Below are 17,301 nucleotides of genomic sequence, written 5' to 3' on the forward strand. Positions count from 1 at the left end.
TTATCTGACTCTTATTATTCCCAAACGGCGACGGGGCAACGGGCAGAAGCTACTCTACCGCGCAATTATACCATCCCAGCAAAAAATGTGCTGAAAACATTTATGCATCGCCTGCAAATAGCATCCTGGGCACCCAGAATCGCTCCGGCAGACGCCAGGTTCGCAGCACTGAGAGATAGTCGAGATAATCGCGGCGGGAGATTTCTACCGCGCCTAAAGAGGCGGTATGCTTATTGAGAACCTGACAATCGATTAATTTTCCTCCGTTCTGCATAAAGATCTGGCTAAAGACCAGTAATGCCGTTTTAGAGGCGTTTGCCGCACGGCTGAACATCGACTCTCCGCAAAATAGCGCGCCCTGTGCGACGCCGTACATGCCGCCGACTAATTCATCTCCCTGCCACACTTCAATAGAATGGGCATGGCCCAACTCATGCAACTGGTGATACGCCTGAACGATACCCGGCGTTATCCATGTTCCTTCATCACGGTGATCGGCGCATCCTTCAATGACCTGGCCAAAGGCGTAATTCAACGTGACACGATAAGGCGAACGCTGATGAAAGCGCTTCATACTGCGGCTGAGATGGAATTTCTCCGGCCATAGTACCGCCCGCGGGTCGGGGGACCACCATAAAATAGGGTCACCCGGCGAAAACCACGGGAAAATACCGCGCTGATAGGCCATCAGCAAACGCGCCGGGCTAAGATCGCCTCCTAGCGCTAATAAACCATTAGGCTCACGCAAAGCGCCCTCCGGGGAAGGGAAGGCGATGGAATGATGAGAGAGCTGAACCAGGCGCATTTTTACCTCAGTACATCACAGGCAAAGATTCAATAATGACTTACAGGCGCTGCTTAAACTGGTAGTAACGCCCCTGTTCAGCCAGCAGTTCTGCGTGACTACCTTGCTCAATAATCTTCCCGTTGTCCATGACAATTATCTGATTAAAACGCGCAAGCCCGCGCAGACGATGCGTCACCATTAATACGGTTTTTTGACGCATCACTTGCGCAAGTAAATCAAGGATTTGGCTTTCCGTTGTTGCATCCAGTCCTTCGGTGGGTTCATCAAGCAGCATAAGCGGCGCATCATGAAGCAGGGCGCGGGCGATAGCCAGCCTGCGCAGCTCGCCGCCGGAGAGCTGGCGGCCGCCTTCACCCAACCAGCTATTAAGGCCGCTGTCTTCAAGCAATTTTTCTAAACCCACGCGCTCAAGCGTTGCTGAAAGCTGAGCATCGTTGGCATGAGGGGAGGCCAGCAGCAGGTTATCGCGCAGCGTGGCGCTAAACAGGTGCACGCGCTGCGGCACGACGCTCATTGTCTGGCGTAGCGTCGCCTCAGTAAGGTGTGCCAGAGGCTGGTCGTTGAGTAATATTTCGCCGTGAGCCGGATCCCAGGCACGCGTCAGCAACTGCAACAGGGTCGATTTCCCGCAACCTGTTCGTCCCAGAATGGCGATATGCTCCCCGGCCTTGACCTGTAACGATACATTCTCCAGCGCGGGGGCGGGCTGCTGAGGATAGCGAAAGGTGACTTGATTGAAGCTCAATGCCACCTGCTGCGGCGTGGCCGTCGTTCCCTGGGGAAAGGTCACTTCCGGCTGCTGCTCGGTGATTTGCGTGATCCGCTGCGCCGAGGCGATCACCTGACCCAGATGCTGGAATGCGCCGGTGACCGGTGCTAAAGCTTCGAACGCCGCCAGCGCACAGAAAACAAACAGCGCAATCAGCGCACCTGGATGAGTATTACCGCCTACGTCCGCAGAGGCGAGCCACAGCATGGTGATAACCGCAATACCGCCAATCAGTAACATCAGCGCCTGGGAGAGCGCGGTGAGCTCCGCCTGGCGACGCTGTGCATCCTGCCAACGAACTTCGGTTTTTGCCATCTGCTGCCGATAACGATCGCTGGCGTTGAACAGCATCAGTTCCGCCTGCCCCTGTAGCCAGGCGGTGAGCTGCTGGCGATACTGTCCGCGAAGTTGAGTCATGCTTTCACCTGCCGGCTTGCCCGCGCGATAAAACAGCGGCGGCAGTACCAGCAGGGTGAACAGCATAATGCCGCCGAGAGTCAGGGCCAGAGTCACATCCAGTACGCTCAGACCGACAGTGACAACGAGTATCACCACCAGAGCGCCTGCCAGCGGCGATATCACGCGGAGATAGAGATGATCCAGGGTATCGACATCAGCAACCACTCTGTTCAGCAACTCGCCCTGACGAAAGCGCGCCAGCCCGGCAGGGGAGAGCGGCAGCAGTTTACTGAAGGTAAACACGCGCAGATGTTGCAGGACGCGGAAGGTGGCGTCGTGGCTCACCAGACGTTCAAAGTAGCGGCCAGCGGTGCGAATAATTGCCGCGCCGCGTACGCCAGCGGCAGGCAGCATATAGTTAAAGCTGTAGAGACCCGCGACGCCAACAATGGCGGATGCAGACAGAAACCAACCGGACAGCGTTAACAAGCTAATACTGGCCAGTAGCGTGACAATAGCCAGCACGATGCCGAGCAACAGCAGCCATTTGTGCCGTTTGTATAGCACCAGGTAAGGCAATAATGCGCGCATTTAAATCTCCTCCTGACGATGAGCGAGCAGTCTTGAGAAGGGGCCGCCAGCAGAAGCCAACTGCGAATAACTGCCTTGCTCGACAATTTGGCCATCCTGCATAACCCAGATGGCATCCCATTGCGCAAGATCTTCCAGTTGATGGGTGATCATTAATGTTGTCTGCTGCATTGATGCGTCTGTGAGCGCCTGCATAACCCGCTGCTCGCTGTGAGCATCCAGGCTGGCTGCGGGTTCATCGAGCAGTAACAGGCGACACGGCATCAGCAGCGCCCGCGCAACGGCGACGCGTTGCGCCTGGCCAACCGACAGCCGACCCGCCTGATCGCCGGGCGGTGTGTTGATCCCTTGCGGCAACTGGGAGATAAATTCGCTGACCCAGGCTTTATCCAGCGCAAGCTGTAACTGCGCCTCGGTAGCTTCAGGGCATGCCAGTAGCACGTTTTCGCGTAGCGTCGCTGCAGGCAACTGCGGGTTTTGTCCAACCCAGCTCAGGAGACTTCGCCAGTGGTTGGCATCGAGGCTGTTTAACTCTACGCCGTTAACGCTGAGCGAGCCATCATAGGGAAGAAAGCCGGTTAACGTATTAAGTAACGAGCTTTTGCCCGAGCCGCTTTGCCCAACCAGCACGACGCGTTCACCCGCGCGTAATGAAAAATTCAGCGGCCCGGCCAGCACTTTCCCTTCCGGGGATTTAATCAACAGGTCGCGAGCTTCCAGACTAACCATTTCATTATCGCTTAATATCTTTTCACCACGTTCGGCCTGAGCCAGCGGCGTTTCCATAAAGGTTTTCAGGCTGTCCGCGGCACCAATAGCCTGAGCTTTGGCATGATAAAAAGTCCCTAAGTCGCGTAGCGGCTGGAAAAACTCCGGGGCCAGAATCAAGGCCAGAAAACCGGACATCAAGGTCACCCCCGTGCCGTAATGACCAAAATTGAGTTCGCCCAGATAGGAGAAACCAAAATAAACGGCGACCAGCGCAATAGAGAGCGAGGTGAAAAACTCCAGCACGCCGGAAGAGAGAAACGCCAGGCGCAGCACTTCCATCGTCCGCTGGCGGAAATCTTCGGAGGCCTGGCGAATATTGTCCGTTTCCGCGTTGCCGCGGTGAAAAATTCGCAGCGTTTCCATGCCGCGCAGACGATCGAGAAAATGGCCGCTCAAACGTGCAAGAGCAAGAAAGTTTCGTCGGTTGGCATCTGCCGCCCCCATTCCGACCAACGCCATAAACAGCGGAATTAGCGGCGCGGTACCCAGCAGGATAAGCGCCGCCGCCCAGTTATCAGGGAAAATGGTGATGACAATCAGTAAAGGCACGCAGGCCGCCAGCGTCATCTGCGGCAGATAGCGCGCATAGTAGTCATGCATATCGTCGATCTGTTCAAGGATCAGCGTTGCCCAGCTTCCTGCAGGTTTACCCTGTATCCACGCCGGTCCCGCCTGCTGCAGGCGATTGAGGACCTGACGGCGAATCTCGGTGCGGATATATTGACCAGCCTGAAAACCAACCCGTTCACGCAGCCACACGAGCCAGGCACGAAGCACAAAGACCAGGACCAGTAACGTAAAAGGCAGCAGCAGCGCCGTTGCGGGGATATTTTCCATGATCATGCGATGGAGGATCCGCGCCAGCAGCCAGGCCTGAGCAACGATTAGCAAGCCGCTAACGACGCCCAACAGACGGGAAATCATCACCCAGCGACGGGAGATAATGCTTTGATCTTTTAACCAACGGGTTAACTCTTGTTGACGGCTTTTGTTCATTGCGCGCTTAGCAGGTGTTGTTATGGGTTTTTTGGGCACGACAATGTTACAACGAGGCAAAAATAAAGGCGACTTTTCGTCGCCTTATTTACCTTTGTTACTGACTTGTAAAGATTATTTGCAAGCGTCCGCTAAACCATCCAGATAACGCTCTGCATCCAGCGCAGCCATGCAGCCTGTACCAGCGGAAGTAATGGCCTGACGGTAGATATGATCCATTACGTCGCCCGCAGCAAAGACGCCAGGTATGCTGGTCTGGGTGGCATTGCCGTGGATACCGGACTGAACTTTAATATAGCCGTTCTCCAGCGCCAGTTGACCGGCGAAAATGGCCGTATTCGGGCTGTGGCCGATAGCAACGAACAGTCCCGCGACTTCCAGCGATTCAATGTTGTCAGCATTCTGCGTATCACGCAGGCGTAAACCGCTTACCCCCATCTGGTCGCCGGTGACTTCTTCCAGCGTACGGTTGGTATGCAGCACGATATTGCCGCTTTCCACTTTGTCCATCAGGCGCTTGATAAGGATTTTTTCCGCACGGAAGCTGTCGCGGCGGTGGATCAGGTGCACTTCGGAAGCAATATTAGACAGATACAGCGCTTCTTCCACCGCCGTGTTACCGCCGCCGATCACGGCGACTTTCTGGTTACGGTAGAAGAAACCGTCGCAGGTGGCGCAGGCGGAAACGCCGCGGCCTTTAAATTCGTCTTCCGATGGCAGACCCAGATAGCGAGCGGACGCGCCGGTGGCGATGATCAGAGCATCACAGGTGTATTCACCGCTGTCGCCCACCAGGCGGAAGGGACGGTTTTGCAGATCGACGCTGTTGATATGATCGAAAATAATTTCGGTATCAAACTTGGTGGCATGCTCGTGCATACGCTCCATCAGCAGCGGTCCGGTCAGATCGTTAGGATCGCCTGGCCAGTTTTCCACTTCAGTGGTGGTGGTCAGTTGACCGCCTTTTTCCATCCCGGTAATCAGTACCGGCTGCAGATTTGCGCGCGCGGCATAGACCGCAGCGGTATATCCCGCAGGTCCAGAACCAAGAATAAGCAGTTTACTGTGTTTGGCCGTGCCCATGAGATCCTCATAATTTATTGGCATACATGAGCTGGATTGTAGGGAATTTGTTGTCGTAAAAAAAGAGCGCGGCGGTTTTGTTAACGATATGTGCAATAGAGGCTGCCGATTAATTGGCGATTTAACGAACGGAGAATATAACTAATTCTACTGTTAGCGGGACAATTATAAGAGGAAAACATGAGAATCAATGGGTGAGGATAATGAATATCTGGCATCTTGTACTAAAAAACGATGTTTTGCTTTGACAATCCCCTGTGCTTTTGCGAAAACATTCATGGAAGAAGAAAAGCAGTGTTTGGTGTGCGGCGAATTTTCATGCACGCAAATGCCATTTTTATCCGGGTTAGCGAAATCTACGCATGGTGTGGACAGACGCCATGCGTGATGTCGGTAGCTGCCGTCAGGCAACGGGCTTCTCACGTACCCCTGGATTACCCAATGTCGTACGGGTAATAACAGGATGGACTCTGGCAGTGAAGGCTCAGAGTCGGAACAGGAGTAGGGAAGGAATACAGAGAGACAATAATAATGGTAGATAGCAAGAAGCGCCCTGGCAAAGATCTTGACCGCATTGATCGCAATATTTTGAATGAATTGCAAAAAGACGGGCGTATTTCCAACGTCGAGCTTTCTAAACGGGTGGGACTTTCTCCGACGCCTTGCCTTGAGCGTGTGCGTCGTCTGGAAAGACAGGGTTTTATTCAGGGTTATACAGCGCTGCTTAACCCACATTATCTGGATGCATCACTTCTGGTATTTGTTGAGATTACTCTGAATCGTGGCGCGCCGGATGTGTTTGAGCAATTTAACTCCGCTGTGCAAAAACTTGAAGAAATTCAAGAGTGCCATCTGGTGTCCGGGGATTTCGATTATTTGTTGAAAACTCGCGTACCGGATATGTCCGCGTATCGTAAGCTACTGGGCGAGACCTTGCTGCGCCTGCCGGGCGTAAATGACACCCGTACCTACGTGGTAATGGAAGAAGTCAAGCAAAGTAATCGTCTGGTAATCAAGACGCGCTAACACGGAACAGGTGCAAAATCGACGTAGTTTGATTACACTCCTGTTAATCCATACAGCAACAGTGCCGGGGAGACCCGGCGCTGTTGTCCGTTTTAGCTGAAGGCAGGAAACAGCCTGATACCTGGAGAGCCTTTCTTGAGCCAGGAATATACTGAAGACAAAGAAGTCAAATTTACAAAGCTTAGTAGCGGGCGCCGGCTCCTTGAGGCGTTGCTTATCCTTTGCTCCCTTTTTGCCATCTGGTTGATGGTAGCCTTACTCAGCTTTAATCCATCGGATCCTAGCTGGTCACAAACGGCGTGGCATGAGCCTATTCATAACATCGGCGGTGCGCCGGGCGCCTGGCTTGCCGATACGCTATTTTTTATTTTCGGCGTAATGGCCTATACCATTCCGGTGATTATTATCGGCGGCTGCTGGTTTGCCTGGCGTCATCAGGAAAATGACGAGTACATCGACTATTTTGCCGTTTCTTTGCGGTTGATTGGCGCGCTGGCGCTGATCCTCACTTCCTGTGGGCTGGCGGCTATCAATGCGGATGATATCTGGTATTTTGCCTCCGGCGGGGTGATTGGCAGCCTGCTGAGCACCACGCTGCAACCGCTGCTGCACAGTAGCGGCGGGACAATTGCGCTGCTTTGTCTCTGGGCGGCAGGGCTGACGCTGTTTACCGGCTGGTCCTGGGTTACCATCGCTGAAAAACTCGGCGGGATTATTCTTTCTGTTCTGACTTTTGCCAGCAACCGTACTCGTCGTGATGATACCTGGGTCGATGAAGACGAATACGAAGAGGATGAAGAAGATTATGTGGACGATGCGCCTGCGAAACCGCAAGGTTCACGTCGCGCGCGGATTTTACGCGGTGCTTTAGCGCGCCGTCAGCGGCTGGCAGAGAAGTTTTCCAACCCGATGGGGCGTAAGACCGATGCCGCGTTGTTCTCCGGTAAGCGGATGGATGATGCTGAAGAAGCATTTCAGTATAGCGCTGGCGGTACGCCTGTTGCCGCTGATGACGTGCTTTTTTCCGGTTCCAGCGCCGCGCGTCCGGCGGATGCCGATGATGTTTTATTCTCCGGAACCCGTGCCGCTCGGCCAGGCGATTTTGACCCGTACGATCCGCTGCTCAATGGCCATCGCATTGCCGATCCTGTAGATGCTGCCGCGCAGGATACCGCCGTTCCTCAGGCCTGGTCTGAACCGCAGGTCGGGCAAGCGTTTCGTTCAGAAGAACCACCTGAACCTGCGTACCCGCCGCAGCATGGGTATCAGCCGGAGCTGGCACTGCAGCAGCCGCCAGTATATCAGGCTGAACCTGCGTACCCGCCGCAGCATGGGTATCAGCCGGAGCAGGCACTGCAGCAGCCGCCAGTATATCAGGCTGAACCTGCGTATCCGCCGCAGCATGGGTATCAGCCGGAGCAGGCAGCGCAGCAGCCGCCAGTATATCAGGCTGAACCTGCGTACCCGCCGCAGCATGAGTATCAGCCGGAGCAGCCACCGCAGCAGCCGTCAGTTTATCAAACTGAAGATGTGTATCAGCCGCAACAATATGTACAGCAGCCGGAACAGCCCGTTGCCACTTCTCCCGTTGAGCCTGAGGTTCCACAAGAGGAAGTGAAACCCCAGCGTACGCCCATGTACTATTTCGAAGAAGTGGAAGAGAAACGCGCGCGTGAACGTGAGCAGCTTGCCGCCTGGTATCAACCTGTTCCAGAACCTGTCAGCCCGGTTGAGACAAAACCGATCTCTCCTCCTCCTTCATCGTCGGTTGGTGTCGCTGCTTCAGGCGCGCTGGCCGCTGGCGTTCACCAGGCGACGGGAGCCGTTTCCGCAAATGCTGCCGGGGCTTCCGCTGTATCGGCAACGGCCAGTTCCGCGCCGCTCGTCCGCCCGGCATCTGGCGGCCCTCGTGCGCAGGTAAAAGAGGGGATCGGTCCGAAGCTGCCGCGACCTAACCGCGTTCGCGTGCCGACGCGCCGTGAACTGGCGTCCTATGGTATTAAGCTTCCCTCACAGCGATTAGCTGAAGAACGTGCGCGTAAGGCAGAGCATCAGCATTATAATGATCCGTCTCTGACGGACGAGGAAGCTGCAGAGCTTGAGCAGCACGAACTGGCGCGTCAGTTCGCCGCTTCGCAAAATCAGCGCTATGGTGAACATTATGTGGCGGAAGAAGATAACGCGGATGAAGATTCTGCCGCTGAAGCTGAGCTTGCCCGCCAGTTTGCCGCTTCTCAACAGCAACGCTACGCGAGCGAGCAGCCGCCGGGATCGCATCCGTTCTCTGCCGCGGATTATGAATTTTCGCCAATGAAGGCGTTAGTTGATGATGCGCCGAGTGAGCCCGTCTTTATGCCGATGCCGGAAGTGCAGCAACCTGCTTCACATCACCCGCAGCCGCAGTCGGCGCATCAGCCGATGCCGTATCAGCATGCGGGCCATCAGCCGCAACATGCGCCGCACCACACCGCTCAACACGTACAGCAGCCGTCGGCTTCGTCTCCGCAACAGGCGCCTGTCAGCCAGCCGCAACCGCATACGCCACATGGGCAGGTGCTGTCGCAGCCAGCCGCGCAGCCGCAGGAAAGCCTGATTCATCCGCTATTGATGCGCAATGGCGATAGTCGGCCGTTACAGAAGCCGACGACGCTTCTGCCGTCGCTTGACTTGCTCACGCCGCCGCCAGCTGAAGTCGAACCGATAGATACTTTTGCCCTTGAGCAGATGGCGCGTCTGGTTGAAGCGCGTCTGGCCGATTTCCGTATTAAGGCTGATGTGGTGAACTACTCGCCAGGCCCGGTTATCACCCGCTTTGAGCTTAATCTGGCGCCGGGGGTGAAAGCGGCGCGGATTTCGAATTTGTCGCGAGATTTGGCCCGCTCTCTGTCCACCGCAGCGGTTCGCGTGGTGGAGGTTATTCCGGGCAAACCTTACGTCGGTCTGGAACTGCCTAACAAAAAGCGTCAGACCGTTTATCTGCGAGAAGTGCTGGATAACGTGAAATTTCGCGATAATCCGTCACCGCTTACCGTTGTTCTTGGCAAAGATATTGCGGGTGAACCGGTTACCGCCGATTTGGCGAAGATGCCGCATCTGTTGGTGGCGGGTACTACCGGTTCCGGTAAGTCCGTTGGGGTCAACGCCATGATCCTCAGCATGCTCTACAAAGCGCAGCCGGAAGATGTGAAATTCATTATGATCGACCCGAAAATGCTCGAGCTGTCGGTCTATGAGGGGATTCCGCATCTGTTAACGGAAGTCGTTACCGATATGAAAGATGCCGCCAATGCGTTGCGCTGGAGCGTTAACGAGATGGAGCGCCGCTATAAACTGATGTCTGCGCTGGGCGTGCGTAATCTCGCGGGTTACAACGAGAAGATTGCGGAAGCTGCGCGCATGGGGCGGCCAATTCCGGATCCATACTGGAAGCCTGGCGACAGCATGGATGCGACGCATCCGGTACTGAAAAAAGAGCCTTACATCGTGGTTCTGGTCGACGAATTCGCCGATCTGATGATGACCGTCGGTAAGAAAGTGGAAGAGCTGATTGCGCGTCTGGCCCAGAAAGCGCGCGCTGCGGGGATCCACCTGGTGCTGGCAACTCAGCGACCATCAGTGGATGTTATTACCGGCCTTATCAAAGCGAATATCCCGACGCGTATCGCCTTTACCGTATCAAGCAAAATTGACTCGCGTACCATTCTTGATCAGGGCGGCGCCGAGTCGCTGCTGGGGATGGGGGATATGCTCTATTCCGCGCCTAACTCGACGATCCCGGTGCGCGTACATGGCGCCTTTGTGCGCGATGAAGAGGTTCATGCCGTGGTCCAGGACTGGAAAGCGCGCGGGCGGCCGCAATATGTTGCTGGCATCACCTCCGATAGCGAGGGCGAAGGCGGCAGCGGTGGCTACGATGGCGGCGAAGAGCTTGATCCCCTCTTTGATCAGGCGGTCAACTTTGTGACGGAAAAACGTAAAGCTTCCATTTCCGGAGTGCAACGTCAGTTCCGTATTGGCTATAACCGTGCCGCGCGTATCATTGAACAAATGGAAGCTCAGGGTATTGTCAGCGAACAAGGTCACAATGGTAACCGCGAAGTGCTGGCACCGCCTCCCTTCGAGTAACGGCAAGTTGGGTAAATAAGTGAAAATCAGCCTGTTCTGCTGTTCCACCGTGTTTAGCGGTCCTACATTTAGGGCAGAGCAGGCTCCCGCGTCGGGAGTGACGCACATTAAGGAATGACAATGAAAAAACTCGCAATCACCTGCGCTTTACTGTCCGGTTTTGTTGTAAGTCAGGTATGGGCGGATGCCGCCAGCGATTTAAAAAGCCGCCTTGATAAAGTGAGCAGCTTCCACTCCAGCTTTACGCAGAAAGTGACCGACGGTAGCGGTAATATTGTGCAGGACGGGCAGGGAGACCTGTGGGTTAAGCGTCCGAATCTGTTCAACTGGCATATGACCCAGCCGGATGAAAGCGTGCTGGTTTCCGACGGTAAAACGCTGTGGTTTTACAACCCGTTTGTTGAACAGGTCACGGCCACCTGGCTGAAAGATGCGACCAGCAACACGCCGTTTATGCTGATTGCTCGTAACCAGGCCAGCGACTGGCAGAATTACAACATTAAACAGAGTGGCGATAATTTCGTTCTGACGCCGAAAAGCGGCAGCGGTAACCTGAAGCAGTTCACCATCAATGTGGGTCGTGATGGCACGATTCATCAGTTCACCGCCGTGGAGCAGGATGATCAACGCAGCAGCTATCAACTGAAATCGCAACAAAATGGCGCCGTCGATGCATCTAAGTTCACCTTTACGCCGCCGAAAGGGGTGACAGTGGACGATCAACGTAAGTAGAGGCGAACGTGAGCAATCTGTCGCTCGATTTTTCCGACAACGCGTTTCAACCACTGGCCGCCCGCATGCGGCCAGAAAATTTAGTGCAGTACATTGGCCAGCAGCATCTGCTGGCGCCGGGCAAGCCTCTGCCGAGAGCGATTGAAGCCGGACATCTGCACTCTATGATCCTGTGGGGCCCGCCGGGGACCGGGAAAACCACGCTGGCCGAGGTGATTGCGCGCTATGCCAGCGCCGATGTCGAACGTATCTCTGCGGTCACTTCAGGCGTGAAAGAGATTCGTGAGGCGATTGAGCGCGCGCGGCAGAACCGTAACGCGGGTCGTCGTACAATTCTGTTTGTCGACGAAGTTCACCGTTTCAATAAAAGTCAGCAGGACGCTTTTCTGCCGCATATTGAAGATGGGACGATTACTTTTATCGGCGCGACGACGGAAAATCCCTCTTTTGAACTCAATTCCGCGCTGCTTTCACGTGCTCGCGTCTATCTGCTGAAGTCGCTGACCAGCGAGGATATTGAGCAGGTGCTTAACCAGGCGATGAGCGACAAAACTCGCGGCTACGGCGGGCAAAGCATTGTGCTGCCAGACGAGACGTGCAAAGCGATCGCCGATCTGGTAAACGGCGATGCGCGCCGGGCGCTTAATACGCTGGAAATGATGGCCGATATGGCCGAAAACGATGCCTCCGGTAACCGCGTGTTGAACGTTGAACTGTTGACTGAAATTGCCGGTGAGCGCAGCGCGCGTTTCGACAACAAAGGCGATCGTTTCTACGATTTAATCTCCGCGCTGCATAAATCGGTTCGCGGGAGCGCGCCGGACGCCGCGCTCTACTGGTATGCGCGGATAATTACCGCCGGGGGCGATCCGCTGTATGTAGCGCGACGCTGCCTGGCAATAGCCTCGGAAGATGTCGGTAATGCCGATCCCCGAGCCATGCAGGTCGCTATCGCCGCCTGGGATTGCTTTACCCGCGTGGGACCGGCGGAAGGCGAACGCGCGATTGCACAGGCCATTGTTTATCTCGCCTGCGCGCCAAAAAGCAACGCGGTCTATACCGCGTTTAAAGCCGCGATGGCCGATGCCCGCGAGCGCCCGGACTACGATGTTCCGGTACATTTGCGCAATGCGCCGACCAGGCTGATGAAAGAGATGGGCTACGGGCAGGCTTACCGTTATGCTCATGATGAGCCCAACGCTTACGCCGCCGGAGAGCAGTATTTCCCGCAGGAAATGGCGCAAACGCGCTATTATCAGCCGACAAACCGGGGGCTGGAGGGGAAAATAGGCGAAAAGCTCGCCTGGTTGGCCGAACAGGATCAAAATAGCCCGATAAAACGCTACCGCTAATTGAGGCGTTGCGGTAAGGTTGTCACACTATTTCCGTGGTCGCGCTCTGCGGCCATTTTTCTTTATTAATTCGATAAGCACAGGATAAGCATGCTCGATCCCAATCTGCTGCGTACCGAGCCAGACGCAGTCGCAGAAAAACTGGCACGCCGGGGCTTTAAGCTGGATGTAGATAAACTTCGCGCTCTGGAAGAGCGTCGTAAAGTTCTGCAGGTTCAAACTGAAAACCTGCAGGCGGAGCGCAACTCCCGATCGAAATCCATTGGCCAGGCGAAAGCGCGCGGGGAAGACATCGAGCCATTACGCCTGGAAGTGAATAAACTTGGCGAGCAACTGGATGCCGCGAAGCGCGAGCTGGATACGCTGCTGGCGGAAATTCGCGATATTGCGCTGACTATCCCCAATATTCCATATGACGACGTTCCTGTTGGTCGCGATGAAAACGATAACGTTGAAGTCAGCCGCTGGGGTACGCCGCGGGAGTTTGATTTTGACGTGCGCGATCACGTGACGCTGGGGGAAATGCACGGCGGGCTGGATTTCGCCGCCGCTGTGAAGCTGACGGGATCTCGCTTTGTGGTCATGAAAGGCCAACTGGCACACCTGCACCGTGCGCTGGCGCAGTTTATGCTGGATCTGCACACGGAACAGCATGGTTACAGCGAAAACTATGTCCCGTATCTGGTTAACCAGGACACGCTGTACGGTACTGGTCAACTGCCGAAATTCGCAGGCGACCTGTTCCATACCCGTCCGCTGGAAGAAGAAGCGGACAGCAGCAACTACGCGCTGATCCCGACGGCGGAAGTTCCGCTGACTAACCTGGTTCGCGATGAGATCATCGACGAAGACGATCTGCCAATCAAAATGACCGCCCATACGCCGTGCTTCCGTTCTGAAGCGGGATCTTATGGTCGTGATACGCGTGGCTTGATCCGTATGCATCAGTTCGACAAAGTTGAAATGGTGCAGATCGTGCGCCCGGAAGATTCCATGGCGGCGCTGGAAGAGATGACCGGTCATGCGGAGAAAGTTCTGCAACTGCTGGGCCTGCCGTATCGTAAAGTGGCGCTGTGTACTGGCGATATGGGCTTTAGCGCATGCAAGACCTACGATCTGGAAGTGTGGGTACCGGCGCAGAACACCTATCGCGAGATCTCTTCTTGCTCCAACGTCTGGGATTTCCAGGCGCGTCGGATGCAGGCGCGTTGCCGCAGCAAATCAGACAAGAAAACGCGTCTGGTGCACACGCTCAACGGGTCTGGCCTGGCGGTCGGGCGTACGCTGGTTGCGCTGATGGAGAACTACCAGCAGGCCGATGGCCGCATTGAGATCCCTGAAATCCTGCGTCCGTATATGCGTGGCCTTGAATTTATCGGCTAATTTTTCGACTCTCTTCTCAAAAGCGCCTCCGGGCGCTTTTTTTTATCCCCTTCTTGATATCAGGCAATAATCAACGTAGTGAATACGCAGATACTCCCTTTGGATTAACCAGCATAAATAACCAATAAAGTCTGATTTCGTTATATATAAAACTATATAACGATTTTAAGTTAATTGTGAGCAATAAAGTGAGTATCTATGAAAACCAAAACCCCCGATGCTTTACTGGCTACCGAGGTGAGTCGGCGTGGTTTGATGAAAACCACGGCGATTGGCGGACTGGCGATGGCCAGCAGCGCATTTACCTTACCCTTCACACGTATTGCCCATGCTGCAGAGAACCCAAATTCCGCTAGCGAAAAGATTATCTGGAGTGCCTGTACGGTTAACTGTGGTAGCCGTTGTCCGCTGCGTATGCATGTGGTTGATGGTGAGATTAAATATGTAGAAACCGATAATACCGGTGACGATAACTATGACGGTATGCATCAGGTTCGCGCCTGTCTGCGTGGGCGCTCAATGCGTCGGCGCGTCTATAATCCAGATCGCCTGAAATATCCGATGAAGCGCGTTGGCAAGCGCGGTGAGGGTAAGTTTGAGCGTATTAGCTGGGAAGAGGCATTTGATACTATCACCAGTAATATGCAGCGTCTGATCAAAGACTACGGTAACGAATCCATCTACCTGAATTATGGTACCGGCACTCTCGGCGGTACGCTCACGCGCTCCTGGCCACCAGGAAAAACCCTGATTGCACGCCTGATGAACTGCTGTGGTGGTTATCTCAATCATTACGGCGACTATTCCACCGCGCAAATCGCCGCAGGGCTGAACTATACCTATGGCGGTTGGGCTGATGGTAATAGCCCGTCGGACATCGAAAACAGCAAGCTGGTGGTGCTGTTTGGCAACAACCCCGGGGAAACCCGAATGAGCGGTGGCGGGGTGACCTACTACCTGGAACAGGCGCGGCAAAAATCCAATGCCAGAATGATTATTATCGATCCGCGCTATACGGACACCGGCGCCGGACGGGAAGACGAATGGATCCCGATTCGTCCGGGGACGGATGCGGCGCTGGTCTCCGCGCTGGCGTGGGTAATGATTAATGAGAACCTTGTTGACCAGCCTTTCCTGGATAAATATTGCGTAGGCTATGATGAGAAAACGCTGCCGCAAGGTGCGCCAGCCAACGGCCACTATAAAGCTTATATCCTTGGTCAGGGTAAAGATGGTATCGCAAAGACACCGGAATGGGCATCGGTGATTACCGGAATTCCGCAGGCGCGTATTGTGCAACTGGCGCGTGAGATCGCCAGCGCTAAGCCTGCCTTTATTTCCCAGGGCTGGGGGCCGCAGCGCCATTCCAACGGTGAACTGGTTTCCCGCGCCATTTCAATGCTGGCGATTTTAACCGGCAACGTTGGCGTCAACGGCGGGAACACCGGCGCGCGCGAAGGTTCTTACGATCTACCGTTTGAGCGTATGCCGACGCTGGATAATCCGGTTGCAACCAGTATCTCAATGTTTATGTGGACCGATGCGATTGAGCGCGGGACGGAAATGACCGCGCTGCGCGATGGCGTGCGAGGCAAAGATAAGCTCGACGTACCCATCAAAATGGTCTGGAACTATGCCGGTAACTGCCTGATTAACCAGCACTCAGAAATCAACCGTACCCATGACATCCTGCAGGACGATAAGAAGTGCGAGATGATCGTGGTCATTGATTGTCATATGACCGCGTCGGCGAAATATGCCGATATTCTGCTGCCGGATTGTACGGCCTCCGAGCAGATGGATTTTGCGCTGGATGCCTCCTGCGGCAATATGTCTTACGTGATTTTTGCCGACCAGGCCATTAAGCCCCGTTTTGAGTGCAAAACCATTTATGAGATGACAACGGCGCTGGCGAAACGTATGGGCGTTGAGCAACGGTTCACCGAAGGGCGTACCCAGGAAGAGTGGCTGCGCCACCTTTATGAGCAGTCACGTAAAGCGATTCCCGGACTATTGCCGTTTGATGAATTCCGCAAACAGGGCATGTTCAAACAGCGTGATCCGCAGGGGCATCATGTCGCCTACAAGGCTTTCCGCGAAGATCCAGCAGCCAATCCGTTAACCACGCCATCAGGGAAAATTGAAATTTACTCTGCGCAACTGGCGGAAATCGCGGCAACCTGGGAGCTAAAAGCCGGGGATGTGATCGATCCGCTGCCGATTTACAGTCCTGGATTTGAAAACTACAACGATCCGCAGGCTAAAAAATATCCGCTTCAGCTAACCGGGTTTCACTATAAGGCTCGCACGCACTCGACCTACGGCAACGTTGAGGTGCTGAAGGCTGCCTGCCGCCAGGAGATGTGGATTAACCCGCTTGATGCAAATACGCGTGGCATCGCGAATGGCGATCGGATTCGTATCTTTAACGATCGCGGTGAAGTGCATATCGAAGCCAAAGTGACACCGCGAATGATGCCTGGCGTTGTCGCTCTGGGGGAAGGGGCCTGGTATAACCCGAACGCAGGTCGCGTGGATCAGGCGGGCTGCATTAACGTGCTGACCACTCAACGCCCGTCACCGCTGGCGAAAGGCAATCCATCGCATACTAATCTCGTCCAGGTTGAAAAGCTGTAAGGAGTGACCGATGACAACACAATATGGATTTTTTATTGATTCCGCCCGTTGCACCGGTTGTAAAACCTGCGAACTGGCTTGTAAAGACTACAAAAACCTGACGCCGGAGGTGAGCTTCCGCCGTATCTATGAATACGCTGGCGGCGACTGGCAGGAGGATAATGGCGTCTGGCGGCAAAACGTGTTTGCCTACTACCTCTCTATCGCCTGTAACCATTGTGAAGATCCGGCCTGCGTTAAGGTCTGTCCAAGTGGCGCGATGCATAAACGCGAAGATGGCTTTGTTGTCGTAAATGAAGATGTTTGTATCGGTTGTCGCTATTGCCATATGGCCTGCCCGTACGGCGCCCCGCAATACAATGCGACGAAAGGGCATATGACCAAGTGTGATGGCTGCTATGAACGCGTAGCCGACGGCAAAAAACCGATTTGTGTGGAATCTTGTCCGTTACGCGCGCTTGATTTCGGTCCTGTTGAAGCGTTGCGTAAAAAATACGGTCAGCTGGCAGCCGTTGCGCCGCTGCCATCCGCGCACTTCACGAAACCGAGTATTGTGATTAAACCCAACGCCAACAGTCGCCCGTGTGGAGATACCACCGGCTATCTGGCCAACCCGAAGGAGGTGTGAG

General features: G+C 54.8%; 11 protein-coding genes. 7 read left to right on the forward strand and 4 right to left on the reverse strand.

Going from position 1 to position 17,301, the window contains the following annotated elements; genetic code table 11:
* Positions 1–100: 100 nt before the first annotated feature.
* The 4 genes from aat to trxB form a co-directional block, all read right to left on the reverse strand.
* On the reverse strand, positions 101–805 hold the full coding sequence (gene aat, locus ABK821_RS07740) for a leucyl/phenylalanyl-tRNA--protein transferase (RefSeq protein ID WP_308560850.1): 705 nt from the start codon (positions 803–805) through the stop codon (positions 101–103).
* A 40-nt stretch (positions 806–845) separates the two neighbouring features.
* Positions 846–2,567, reverse strand: coding sequence for a cysteine/glutathione ABC transporter ATP-binding protein/permease CydC (cydC, locus tag ABK821_RS07745; RefSeq protein ID WP_343178252.1), 1,722 nt, complete (start codon positions 2,565–2,567; stop codon positions 846–848).
* Positions 2,568–4,334 carry a cysteine/glutathione ABC transporter permease/ATP-binding protein CydD gene (gene cydD, locus ABK821_RS07750; RefSeq protein WP_138360444.1) on the reverse strand — a complete coding sequence of 589 codons (1,767 nt, stop codon included), beginning with the start codon at positions 4,332–4,334 and terminating at the stop codon, positions 2,568–2,570. It abuts the gene before it with no gap.
* A gap of 114 nt (positions 4,335–4,448) precedes the next feature.
* Positions 4,449–5,417, reverse strand: coding sequence for a thioredoxin-disulfide reductase (gene trxB / locus ABK821_RS07755; RefSeq protein ID WP_138360445.1), 969 nt, complete (start codon positions 5,415–5,417; stop codon positions 4,449–4,451).
* A gap of 531 nt (positions 5,418–5,948) precedes the next feature.
* On the opposite strand from trxB, the gene lrp reads away from it, so the two are divergent.
* The 7 genes from lrp to ABK821_RS07790 all read left to right on the forward strand — a co-directional run bounded on the left by lrp (position 5,949) and on the right by ABK821_RS07790 (position 17,300).
* Positions 5,949–6,443, forward strand: coding sequence for a leucine-responsive transcriptional regulator Lrp (gene lrp / locus ABK821_RS07760; protein WP_002439523.1), 495 nt, complete (start codon positions 5,949–5,951; stop codon positions 6,441–6,443).
* A gap of 135 nt (positions 6,444–6,578) precedes the next feature.
* On the forward strand, positions 6,579–10,568 hold the full coding sequence (gene ftsK, locus ABK821_RS07765; RefSeq protein WP_343178253.1) for a DNA translocase FtsK: 3,990 nt from the start codon (positions 6,579–6,581) through the stop codon (positions 10,566–10,568).
* A gap of 120 nt (positions 10,569–10,688) precedes the next feature.
* A complete protein-coding gene (gene lolA / locus ABK821_RS07770; RefSeq protein WP_138360447.1) occupies positions 10,689–11,300 on the forward strand; it encodes an outer membrane lipoprotein chaperone LolA in 612 nt (203 codons plus the stop codon).
* 8 nt (positions 11,301–11,308) lie between these two features.
* Positions 11,309–12,652, forward strand: coding sequence for a replication-associated recombination protein RarA (gene rarA / locus ABK821_RS07775; protein WP_343178254.1), 1,344 nt, complete (start codon positions 11,309–11,311; stop codon positions 12,650–12,652).
* A 90-nt stretch (positions 12,653–12,742) separates the two neighbouring features.
* Positions 12,743–14,035: a serine--tRNA ligase gene (gene serS, locus ABK821_RS07780; RefSeq protein WP_142501579.1), complete on the forward strand. Its 1,293-nt coding sequence runs from the start codon at positions 12,743–12,745 to the stop codon at positions 14,033–14,035.
* Positions 14,036–14,233: 198 nt separating this feature from the next.
* Entirely contained in the window at positions 14,234–16,672 is a 2,439-nt protein-coding gene (gene dmsA, locus ABK821_RS07785) for a dimethylsulfoxide reductase subunit A (RefSeq protein WP_343178255.1), read from the forward strand.
* Positions 16,673–16,682: 10 nt separating this feature from the next.
* Complete coding sequence (locus ABK821_RS07790) at positions 16,683–17,300, forward strand: DMSO/selenate family reductase complex B subunit (RefSeq protein ID WP_138360451.1); 618 nt, start codon at positions 16,683–16,685, stop codon at positions 17,298–17,300.
* Position 17,301 lies beyond the last annotated feature (1 nt).

It is taken from the genome of Klebsiella sp. KE9456 (assembly GCF_043832615.1).
In the GTDB taxonomy this organism is placed as follows: domain Bacteria; phylum Pseudomonadota; class Gammaproteobacteria; order Enterobacterales; family Enterobacteriaceae; genus Klebsiella; species Klebsiella indica.

Bases quoted from the DNA above. Each gene is read 5' to 3' on its own strand.
- aat (WP_308560850.1), bottom strand. From the start codon at position 805: ATGCGCCTGGTTCAGCTCTCTCATCATTCCATCGCCTTCCCTTCCCCG.
- cydC (WP_343178252.1), bottom strand. From the start codon at position 2,567: ATGCGCGCATTATTGCCTTACCTGGTGCTATACAAACGGCACAAATGG.
- cydD (WP_138360444.1), bottom strand. From the start codon at position 4,334: ATGAACAAAAGCCGTCAACAAGAGTTAACCCGTTGGTTAAAAGATCAA.
- trxB (WP_138360445.1), bottom strand. From the start codon at position 5,417: ATGGGCACGGCCAAACACAGTAAACTGCTTATTCTTGGTTCTGGACCT.
- lrp (WP_002439523.1), top strand. From the start codon at position 5,949: ATGGTAGATAGCAAGAAGCGCCCTGGCAAAGATCTTGACCGCATTGAT.
- lolA (WP_138360447.1), top strand. From the start codon at position 10,689: ATGAAAAAACTCGCAATCACCTGCGCTTTACTGTCCGGTTTTGTTGTA.
- serS (WP_142501579.1), top strand. From the start codon at position 12,743: ATGCTCGATCCCAATCTGCTGCGTACCGAGCCAGACGCAGTCGCAGAA.
- dmsA (WP_343178255.1), top strand. From the start codon at position 14,234: ATGAAAACCAAAACCCCCGATGCTTTACTGGCTACCGAGGTGAGTCGG.
- ABK821_RS07790 (WP_138360451.1), top strand. From the start codon at position 16,683: ATGACAACACAATATGGATTTTTTATTGATTCCGCCCGTTGCACCGGT.